Origin of the sequence: Bradyrhizobium sp. WSM1743 (assembly GCF_000473065.1) — a bacterium.
Classification (GTDB): domain Bacteria; phylum Pseudomonadota; class Alphaproteobacteria; order Rhizobiales; family Xanthobacteraceae; genus Bradyrhizobium.
The window spans coordinates 1-9,628 of the sequence record NZ_AXAZ01000124.1 but is presented as its reverse complement, the minus strand read 5'-3'; the positions used below and the strand labels follow the sequence as shown (position 1 = coordinate 9,628).

Annotated in this window: 6 protein-coding genes and 1 pseudogene; 5 read left to right on the top strand and 2 right to left on the bottom strand. The window is 61.3% G+C overall.

All coding sequences use genetic code 11. The features are described 5' to 3' along the window. A pseudogene (locus YU9_RS0137535) lies at positions 1 to 279 on the top strand (IS5/IS1182 family transposase); the annotation flags it as partial. Here the strand turns inward: YU9_RS0137535 and YU9_RS0137530 are convergent. Together YU9_RS0137530 and YU9_RS0137525 are read right to left on the bottom strand one after the other, a co-directional pair. Next, positions 256 to 2,577 (bottom strand): FdhF/YdeP family oxidoreductase, encoded by a 2,322-nt coding sequence (locus tag YU9_RS0137530; RefSeq protein ID WP_051380666.1) that lies wholly within the window; start codon positions 2,575 to 2,577, stop codon positions 256 to 258. The pseudogene YU9_RS0137535 and the gene YU9_RS0137530 overlap by 24 nt on opposite strands. Before the next feature lie 2 nt (positions 2,578 to 2,579). Continuing rightward, positions 2,580 to 3,077, bottom strand: coding sequence for a DUF2231 domain-containing protein (locus YU9_RS0137525; RefSeq protein WP_027577305.1), 498 nt, complete (start codon positions 3,075 to 3,077; stop codon positions 2,580 to 2,582). 394 nt (positions 3,078 to 3,471) lie between these two features. On the opposite strand from YU9_RS0137525, the gene YU9_RS0137520 reads away from it, so the two are divergent. From YU9_RS0137520 to YU9_RS43885, 4 genes are all read left to right on the top strand, one after another. Beyond that, positions 3,472 to 4,176 carry a ferritin-like domain-containing protein gene (locus tag YU9_RS0137520; RefSeq protein WP_245266711.1) on the top strand — a complete coding sequence of 235 codons (705 nt, stop codon included), beginning with the start codon at positions 3,472 to 3,474 and terminating at the stop codon, positions 4,174 to 4,176. Positions 4,177 to 4,619: 443 nt separating this feature from the next. Further along, entirely contained in the window at positions 4,620 to 6,407 is a 1,788-nt protein-coding gene (locus YU9_RS0137515; RefSeq protein WP_245266710.1) for a sorbosone dehydrogenase family protein, read from the top strand. 172 nt (positions 6,408 to 6,579) lie between these two features. Next, positions 6,580 to 8,340, top strand: coding sequence for a type I secretion system permease/ATPase (locus YU9_RS0137510; protein WP_156952261.1), 1,761 nt, complete (start codon positions 6,580 to 6,582; stop codon positions 8,338 to 8,340). After that, the coding region (locus tag YU9_RS43885) for an HlyD family type I secretion periplasmic adaptor subunit (protein WP_036019193.1) at positions 8,337 to 9,628 on the top strand (1,292 nt) is incomplete at its 3' end. The genes YU9_RS0137510 and YU9_RS43885, both read left to right, overlap by 4 nt.

Sequence of the window (9,628 nt, the reverse complement as noted above, 5' to 3'; positions counted from 1 at the left end):
TTCATCTCCGGCCAGAAGCGCGGCGTCTTCGGTGTCATCAAGCACGAGCTGCGCCGCCGCTCCGCCATCGAGCCCATCATCGGACACCTGAAGACCGATGGTCACCTCGGCCGATGCTACCTCAAAGGCCGCCCCGGCGATGCGGCTAACGTCATCCTCTCCGCCGTCGGTCACAACTTCCGCCGTGTCCTCACCTGGCTGAGGGCTCTTTGGTGCCTGATCCTGACCACCCTCATCGCGGCCGCCAGCGACTGCTTACCGCTCAAATCGGTTTCTTAACGGACGACTTCGTATCCGGATGCGCACCAGCTTTGCTGCGGGCGTCTTACTGTCCTTGGCGTGATGCCACCACGGGATCAGTGCGTTGCATTCCGGGTAATAGCCGGCGCAGCATCGTTCCGGGATGTTGTACGGCACCACTTGCAATCCCATCACCGCCCGATGGCTCCCGTCGCTGTCATCGCCATATGCGTCCACGCGATCGGTGGCGCGCAAGCCCAGGCGGTCGATGTCGTTCGGGTTCATCAATAATACGTGGCGCGTGCCGAAGATCTCGCGATAGCGATCCTTGAAGCCGTAGATCGTCGTGTTGAACTGATCGTTGCTTCGCAGCGTGATTAGATCGAAGGCGTCTTCAGACCGGACCTCCTCATGTTGCTCGAAGAAGTCCTTCGGGACGTGGAAATTAGCTTTCCTGTTTGGAGTCCTCCAGTCGCGCACGCGGGCTGGTAATGGCCGGTGATGACCGCCGGGGGTCCACATGTGCTTGTTGAAGTCGTGGAAGATCTCGGGATGGGTATGTGCGATCGCCTCGCGGATGCGCGAATAATCCGCCACCCAGCCGTCCCAATCGACGGAAGACTTTCCGGCCACGGTAGCCTTGGCGAGCTCGGCGACGATCTTCGGCTCCGACAGCAGGTCCGGGCTTGTTGGCTCGGCGTGACCGATCGAAGCATGAACGCAGCCGGTTGCATCTTCGACGGCGACCGCTTGAGCCCCCGTCGCCTGTTCATCACGTTCGATGCGGCCCAGGCAGGGCAATAGATAGGCCTGTTTCCCATGCACAATATGGCTGCGGTTAAGTTTGGTCGCGACCTGCACCGTTAGACCGATATCTCGCCACGCCCGCTCCACGGCTGCGGTGTCCGGTACAGCACGGACGAAATTGCCTCCGAAGCCGATGAAAGCGTGGACGCGGCGTTGAAGAATCGCCTCGCAGGTCTCGACCGTGTTCATTCCTTTGTCGCGAGGAGGCTCGAACCCGTAGAGCCGAGCGTAGGTATCGAGAGGAACGAGCTCGGGCTTCTCCGCGAGCCCGACAGTGCGCTGACCCTGAATGTTCGAGTGGCCCCGCACCGGGCAAATGCCGGCGCCCGGCTTTCCGATGTTGCCGCGCAGGAACATCAGATTGCAAAGTAGTCGCACGTTTTCGACGCCTGCCGGATGCTGCGTCAAGCCCATCCCGTAGCAGAAGATCGTGGCGTTCGATCGCGCGTAAATATCGGCGACCACTTCCAGTTCCTTCCGGGCCAACCCAGAGCGGCGCTCGATCTCTTGCCAATCGAGCTCGCGCACGACGCTGGCAAACTCCTCATAGCCACTGGTGTGCTCGCGTATGAACTCATGATCAAGAACCGGCGCTTGTCCGACGGCCGGCTCATCCATTTCCAGCAACGCCTTGCAAATTCCCAGAATGGCGGCTGCGTCTCCGCCTACCCGGACCTGGTAGTATTGCGAGCTGATCGGCGTCGATGCGCCCGTCGCCATCTGGGGCGATTGTGGGTTCCGGAAGCGCCCGAGACCTGGTTCGCGGATTGGATTGAAGGTGATGATTGGCACACCGCGCCGGCTCGCTTGCTGCAGCGGATTGAGAAAACGCGGGCTGTTCGTGCCGGTGTTCTGACCGAAGAAGAAGATGCAATCGGCTTTGTCGAAATCCTCCAGAATGACGGTGCCGACCGGCACGCCGATCGCCTGGGGCAGGGCGACCGACGTGCTCTCGTGGCACATGTTGGAGCTATTTGGGAAGTTGTTGCTGCCGACGATGCGACCGAACAACTGGTACATGTAGGCGGTCTCCAAGGCCGCATGGCCGCACATGTAAAACACGATCGCTTTCGGATCACAGCTCCTCAGTTCCCGACCAATCATGCTGAACGCTTCGTCCCAGGCGACAGGGAGGTAACGATCCGTAGCGGCGTCCCATTTCAGCGGATGGGTCAGACGGCCGAGGTTTTCGAGTGCATGATCCGACCAGGTTTCGAGCCCGCTCATGCGGTGAGTGGCAAAGAACTCGAGCGGCACGCGCTTGCGGGTCAATTCCCAGCCGGTCGCCTTGCCGCCGCTCTCGCAGATCTCGACGGTCTGTGGTTTCTCCGGCTTAGTCCATGCGCAGGCCACACAGGCGAACCCGCCCGGCTTGTTCTGCTTGAAAAACGCGTAGGCGCTTCGCAGAAAGGATTTTTCGCGCAGCAGCGTGCCGGCAAGCTCCCGCAGCGCCGCCCAACTGCCGGCCGCTCTTCTATTCGGCCGTCCGCGGATCCGGTCCTTGCCCAGGCGGTAGCCGCGAATGCGCATGTTCAGGCCGCCCGTCGAGGCCCGCGGTCGCTGGCGGCCATCTGCTCGGGCGTATCGAGCACGGCGACGTGATGGCGGTAGACCATCTCCCAGCCCTTCCAGCCGGTGAACAGCAGGATTCCTACGACGACCAATGACAGCACCACGCCCCACGGCTTGATGGCGGCCTCGGCGCCCTGGCTATATCGAAGGACGAAGTTCACCAGCGCAACCACGACGGCCGTGAGATTGCCGATCATGTGGTACCAGGCGTCAGTCAGGCGACGGATCCGCGGTTCGCCGAAGAAGTCGATAAAGCCGGCCAACGCAGCGACGAGCGCCATCACGATTGCCGCGCCGATCAACCACATGGAAGCCTTGGCCCAGAACGCGTCAGCGGTGCCAACAAAGACCAGATCGCTAACTAATGCGCCGACCAGGAATGCGACGGGGAATGGGATCAGCATGGGGTGCAGCGGGTGCTCCCCGATCTTGGCGGTGCTCTTAGGATTAATGCTCATGGAAATCTCCGAAATGGAACTTTCCAGGACAATGGTCCATCCACTTGCAAGTTCCTCTCGGTGCGTTCCGGATCCTTGGCCCAACTCCTACGGTCTTGCAGCGCTAGGAACGGCATCCAGCTCAGAACATTGCCTTCGAAGCCAGCGCACGCGCGTGCACGGCTGTCGGAGCATGGCGGGCGCGCTTCCCATGAGGTTCGCCATGAACAAACAAATGCTCGCGTTCTCACGCCGGCAGTCTCTTGCCGGTTTGTCCTTCCTCGGACTGAGCGGGCTGTTGCTACCGCCGGCCTACGCGCAGAAGAAGAGCCACCAGACGACCGGCGTGGGCCTGGGCGAGAAGCCCGCCCTCCGTGACGAGGATATCTTCACCTTCGCGCTGAACCTGGAATACATGGAAGCCGAGTTCTACCTCCGCGCCACCACGGGCAAAGGCATCTCGGATGCGGACGTCGGCTCCGATGCGGCAAGCGTGGTCGGCGGACATCAAGCCAAGTTCGACAACCAGGCTATCAGGGAGTTCGTCGAAGAACTGGCGGAAAACGAGCTCGCCCACGTCCGCTTTTACCGCAAGACGCTCGGCAGGAGCGCCATATCGCGCCCCGCGATCGACTTCGAGGCGGGTTTCAAGGCAGCGGCCCAGGCCGCCGGTCTTCCCACGGATTTTGATCCGTTTGCGGACGACATGAGCGTCCTGCTCGGCGGCATGCTGTTCGAGGACGTGGGCGTGACCGCCTACGCCGGTGCCGCGCCGCTGCTCAAGAACAAGGAGTTCGTGGAAGCCGCGGCTGGGATCTTGGCGGTGGAGGCGTATCACATGGGCATGGCCCGATCGCAGCTATACCTCATGGGAGAGAAAGCTTGGACGGCGGCCAATGCGATCTCCGATGCGCGAGATCAGGTGGACGGGCCAGATGACAAAGACCAAGGTATCCGAGTGAACGGCAAGGCCAACGTAGTTCCGTCCACGCCCGATGCCATTGCCTTCCACCGCACGCCGCAGGAGGTCCTGCACATCGTTTATCTCACCGACAAGCAGGGCGTGAGCAAAGGCGGATTCTACCCCAACGGCATGAATGGTGCGCTGAAGTCCACCTGAGCATCCTACGTGGGGCGCTAGGAGTACGCCCGGTGCCCCTCATCACGATGAAATTCTGCCTGTTTTGCGCCGGGACAGGCCTCGCGGTGTGCATTGAGCTTCGGCGTTTGGATCACTCCGATACCGGCTTCGGCCGTAAGACAGAATATAGTACCCATTGCAATCCGGCTTCGGGCTTGGAGCTCTGCCGAGCGAGACCAGCTTTCCGCACCGCATTGATGGGATCAGCAGATAAGTCAGCCGGAGCACCAGAACTTCAGCGTCCCTCGCTCGCTGCTCCATCTGCGCTCCCAAGACGGCACATCGTGCGGCTTCTAGGGGGAGAGCAAAATTAACTTGCGAAGGACTGTTGGCTGAAATAGCAATATCCAACAGCTCACGTTGGGTGAGTGTGTTTGCTTGCTTTTTTCGTTAGCCAAATTCTCTTCATGGAGGAGGCTAATATGCAAGTGACTAGCGATTCTCATTTCAATGCTGCACTCGACGCAATTTTGGCGCGCATTGGCGATGCTCAATCGAGCGCCCTCGCATTCGCTGCTTCCGAGCTATCTCAACTCGCCAATCAGAACGCGCCAACTTTGAATTCTCCCTTGAATGCTGGGCTCGAGGGAGTGCTGGAGCGCTTTGGTCAAATTCAACCGAATGGCAAAGCCGGCGACGAGCACAATGGCGACGATCACAATGGCGACGGTCACGACAACGATGATCAATTGACCCCTGAGAACGTGATCGTACCAGAGGGCTACTCGCTGCAGGCTTTTGCGACCGGCTTGACGTTTCCGACCGCGATCACGTTCTCCGATGGTCATGTCTGGGTGAGCGAGTCAGGCGCCACGCCAAACACCGTGCCGGAGATCGTCCAGATCGGATCGGATGGGCATCCCATCCCGGTGCTCGCCAGTAATCAGCTCCCCGCGGGGGTTTTGGCCGGACCGATCACCGACATCACTTTCCACGACGGCGAGATCTGGGTTGCACACCGGCAGGTCGGCGCCAACGACTGGCTGGTCGGCGCTATCTCGAAATTCGATCCCGCCGACCCGGTCGGCAGCTTCACGACCGTGTTGACGAACCTACCTTCAACTGGTGATCACTACACCGAAGAGATCGCCTTCGACGACTCTTCGGGGCGCCTCTTTTTCTCACAAGGGAGTGCCACGAATTCGAGTGTTGTCGGACCGGACAACGAGCTCGTGAGCGGCTGGCTTACGCAGTTTCCTGATTTCCACGATTTCGCCGCGCAGGACGTCGTGCTGAACGGCACCGAATTCCACGCCCCCATTGCGGTGCCCGGGCTCAACCCCGAGAATCAGGTCACGGCACCATTCATGCCGTTTGGTTCAGGCCCGATCGCGCCAGGTACGGTGATACCCGCCGCCACGCCGGATTCGCCGCAAGAAGGGATGATTGCAGGCAATGCTGCAATCTATTCCTTTGATCCGACCGCTGATGATCCCGCGTCGACCCTGCGGCTCGAGGGTTGGGGATTCCGCAATCCGTTCGGGATCGGCTTTGACCCGTCCAACCCCGATCTGCTGTTCGCGACCAACAACGGCGCTGATATCCGGTCGGCTCCGCTGGATGGGCTGCACGTCGTCGAGTCGCGGCCGATCGCGAACGACTTCGACGATCTGTTCGCGTTGAACACGGGTGGGACAGCGGAGTTTTTCGGATGGCCTGATTTCTTCCATGATCCGATTACAGGGGCAGTGCTGCCCGTCACCGATCCTCTGTTCGCGCAAGGCGAGCTTCCAATCCCGCCTCCTGGGTTTGTCCTGGATGAGAACTTCCGGAACAGCCTGCAGGTCGAACCTGCTGTTGCCCAGTTCGAATATCACTCATCGGCCAACAAATTCGACTTCTCGTCGAACGCTCAGTTCGGTTCGGTCGGAGATCTGTTTGTCGCCGAAACCGGCTCGTTCGTGCCGGTCACCGGGGCGCAGGACCTGGTCGGCTACAAGGTCGTCCAAGTGGATCCGACCACCGGCGCCGTGACCGATTTCATCACGCACACCAGCAATACGGTGGAGGATATCTTCGACCCCAACGGGTTCAATAAGCCCATCGACGTCAAATTCCAGGACGGCACGATGTTCATCGTGGATTTCGGGGTGTTCGAGCCGGGGCTCAACCTGGCAGAACCCGGAACTGGAAAGGTGTGGATCCTCTCGCCGACCATCACCGATCCGAACGATCCGACTCATCACCACGATGGTGCGCTGTTGGCGTGACATGAAGTGCGCTGTTGGACCGGTGCCGCGAGGCAAAGCAGGCCATTGGCGCCGGAGCGAGATTCTTGGAATGGGATTGAGGCTGCAGCCAGCCGGTCGGAAGCAGAGACGGACCGGCTGACCGCGTTGGCAGTATGTCAGTCGATGGATAGCTAGCCAGAGGAGGTGGGAATTGCCCCGCTCGCTCTCCAGCTCCATCTCGCCGGGCCGGGACGGGGACTCAGCGTCCGCATGGCGCGCGTGCCGCGGAGCTGTCTTGGGGGTGGCGCTGATTAGCGCGTTGGTGAACGTGCTCTATCTCACGGGCTCGTTCTTCATGCTGCAGGTCTACGACAGGGTCCTGCCGAGCCGCAGCATTCCGACACTCCTCGGTCTCGCCGTGCTGGCCCTCGGCCTTTACGCATTCCAGGGCATCTTGGACGTCGTGCGCGCTCGGGTGCTGGTCCGGCTCGGCGGTTGGCTGGACGAGGTGCTACGCTCGCGGGTTTACGACTTCATAGTGCGATGGCCGCTCGAGGCCGCGTCCTCAGGTGGCGATGGCTTGCAGCCGCTGCGCGACCTTGACCAGATGCGCGCTTTTCTATCCGGCCCTGGTCTGATCGCGCTCTTCGACCTTCCCTGGATACCCGTCTATCTTGGAATCTGCTACCTGTTTCATCCTTTGATTGGTGGGACAGCGCTCGCGGGCGCGCTGATCTTAATTACCCTGACCATTCTGGCCGACGTGCTGACACGATCGCCTGCCCGGCAAGCTGAAACAAATACGGCCAAGCGCAACGCGCTTGCAGAAGCGAGCCGGCGCAATGCCGAGGTGCTCCGCGCGATGGGCATGGGCGTGCCTCTCTCACGACTGTGGGACCAGGCGAGCGCGGCCTGTTTGGCGAGCCAGCAACGCGCCGCCGATATCGGAAGCAGCCTCAGCGCGATCTCGAGAGTGCTCCGCCTGATGCTGCAATCGGCGGTGCTCGGAGTAGGCGCCTATCTGGTGATCCATCAGGAGGCGACTGCCGGCATCATCATCGCAGGTTCGATCCTGACCGCGCGAGCACTGGCGCCGGTCGAACTCGCGGTCGCGCATTGGAAAGGATTGGTGACCGCCCGACACGGTTTGAAGCGGTTCAAGCAGTGGTCGACCTTTTTTACGGAACGAGACCAGCCGACCGCACTCCCGCCGCCTTGCAAAGCGCTCGCGGTCGAGTCCGTTTCAGTGCTGCCCCCGGGGGAGCGGCGGTTCGTCGTTCAGGAGGTATCATTTGCGTTGAAGGCGGGCCAGGCGCTCGGCATCATCGGTCCCAGCGCCTCGGGTAAGTCCTCGCTCGTACGTGCGATTGTGGGCGTCTGGTCGCCTGCACAAGGCACCGTACGACTGGATGCAGCCGCGATCCAGCACTGGAGACCTGAATCGCTTGGTCGCCACGTCGGCTATCTGCCGCAGGATGTCGAGCTTTTTGCAGGAACCGTGGCCCAGAACATTGCTCGTTTCGAATCAGAGCCCGATCCGGCAGCCATCGTCGAGGCAGCCGAGGCGGCCAACATCCATGAGCTCATTCTCCGCCTGCCCGACGGCTATGACACGCGGGTCGGCGAGGGCGGTATATTTCTGTCGGCCGGACAGCGCCAAAGAGTGGCTTTGGCCCGAGCCCTGTACCGCAATCCGTTCTTGGTTGTGCTTGATGAGCCCAGCTCAAATCTGGACGGCGAAGGAGACCAGGCGCTCACCCGCGCGATCGTCGCGGTCCGCGAGCGGGGTGGCATCGCCATTGTTGTTGCACACCGGGCGAGCGCGCTTGCAACCGTCGATCAACTGCTGGTCATGGCCGAAGGGCGCATGCGAGCGCTGGGGGCAAGGGACCAGATCGCAAGAAAGCTCTTTGCGCCGAAGCCGGTGCAGCCGGTACCTCTCGAAAGCCCCGCTCAGGAGATCGGTTCATGAGTGTTGCGCTCACAAGCCAGGCGCTGCCCGCGATCCACCGTCAGCTTCGCATTGGCATCGCAGCGGCCATCGTTCTGGTTGGAGGCCTCGGTGGTTGGGCGGCCACAACCGAACTCGCAGGCGCCGTCGTCGCACCCGGCAGCATTGTGGTCGATTCGAACGTGAAAAAGGTGCAGCACCCGACGGGGGGCGTCGTCGGCGAGCTGCGTGTGCGTGAGGGGCAACCCGTCAAAGCCGGTGAAATCCTGATACGTCTTGATGAAACCGTCACGCGGGCTAACTTGGCCATGGTCGTCAAGAACCTAACCGAACTCACGGCTCGTCAGGCCCGCTTCGAGGCGGAACGGGACGGCAGCGAGGCTGTGACTTTCGCGGATGATCTCGAACGACACTCTTCCGATCCGGTCGTCGCGGCCGTGCTGAAAGGCGAGCGCACCCAATTCGAAGTTCGCCACGCTGCCCGCGCGGGGCAGAAGGCGCAGCTTCACGAGCGCATTGGCCAGGTGCAGGAGCAGATCCGCGGGATGACCGAGCAGGTCACCGCTAAGCAGCGTGAGATCGAACTCATCAACCAGGAGCTCGATGGCGTTCGGCAGCTGTGGCGCAGCAAGCTTGTGCCCATCACAAGGGTTACGGCGTTGGAACGCGACGCGGCACGGTTGCACGGTGAACGAGGCGCGCTGATGTCCTCCATCGCAGAAGCGAAAGGCAAGATCAGTGAGACGGCCTTGCAGATCCTTCAGATCGACCAGGACCTGCGGAGCGAGGTAGGCAAGGAACTCGGTGAGATCCGGGCCAAGATCTCGGAGCTGGTGGAAAAGCGGATCGAGGCCGAGGACCAGCTCATGCGCATCGATATTCGCGCGCCACAAGATGGCCGCGTGCACCAGCTTTCCGTCCACACGGTGGGCGGTGTGATCAACCCTGGCGATGCCATTATGTTGATCGTGCCCGAGAGCGAGCCGCTGCTCGTCGAAGCCAGACTTGCGCCTCAGGACATTGACCAAATCCGGGTTGGTCAGCGCGCGCTGCTCCGTTTCGCCGCATTCAATCTACGCACGACGCCCGAACTGAATGGTAGGGTGATTGAGGTTGCGGCCGACGTCACGCAGGACTCAAAAACTGGAGCGGGGTACTATACCATCCGAATCAGCCTGCCAGATCAGGAGCTGGCGCGGCTCGAGGGCCTCAAGCTCGTGCCGGGAATGCCGGTCGAGGCGTTCATCCAGACCGGTGAGCGCACGGCGCTGTCGTACCTGGTCAAGCCGATTTCGGATCAGATCATGAA

Coding starts and splice junctions, on each gene's coding strand:
- YU9_RS0137530 (WP_051380666.1), bottom strand. CDS start 2,577: ATGCGCATTCGCGGCTACCGCCTGGGCAAGGACCGGATCCGCGGACGG.
- YU9_RS0137525 (WP_027577305.1), bottom strand. CDS start 3,077: ATGAGCATTAATCCTAAGAGCACCGCCAAGATCGGGGAGCACCCGCTG.
- YU9_RS0137520 (WP_245266711.1), top strand. CDS start 3,472: ATGGAAGCCGAGTTCTACCTCCGCGCCACCACGGGCAAAGGCATCTCG.
- YU9_RS0137515 (WP_245266710.1), top strand. CDS start 4,620: ATGCAAGTGACTAGCGATTCTCATTTCAATGCTGCACTCGACGCAATT.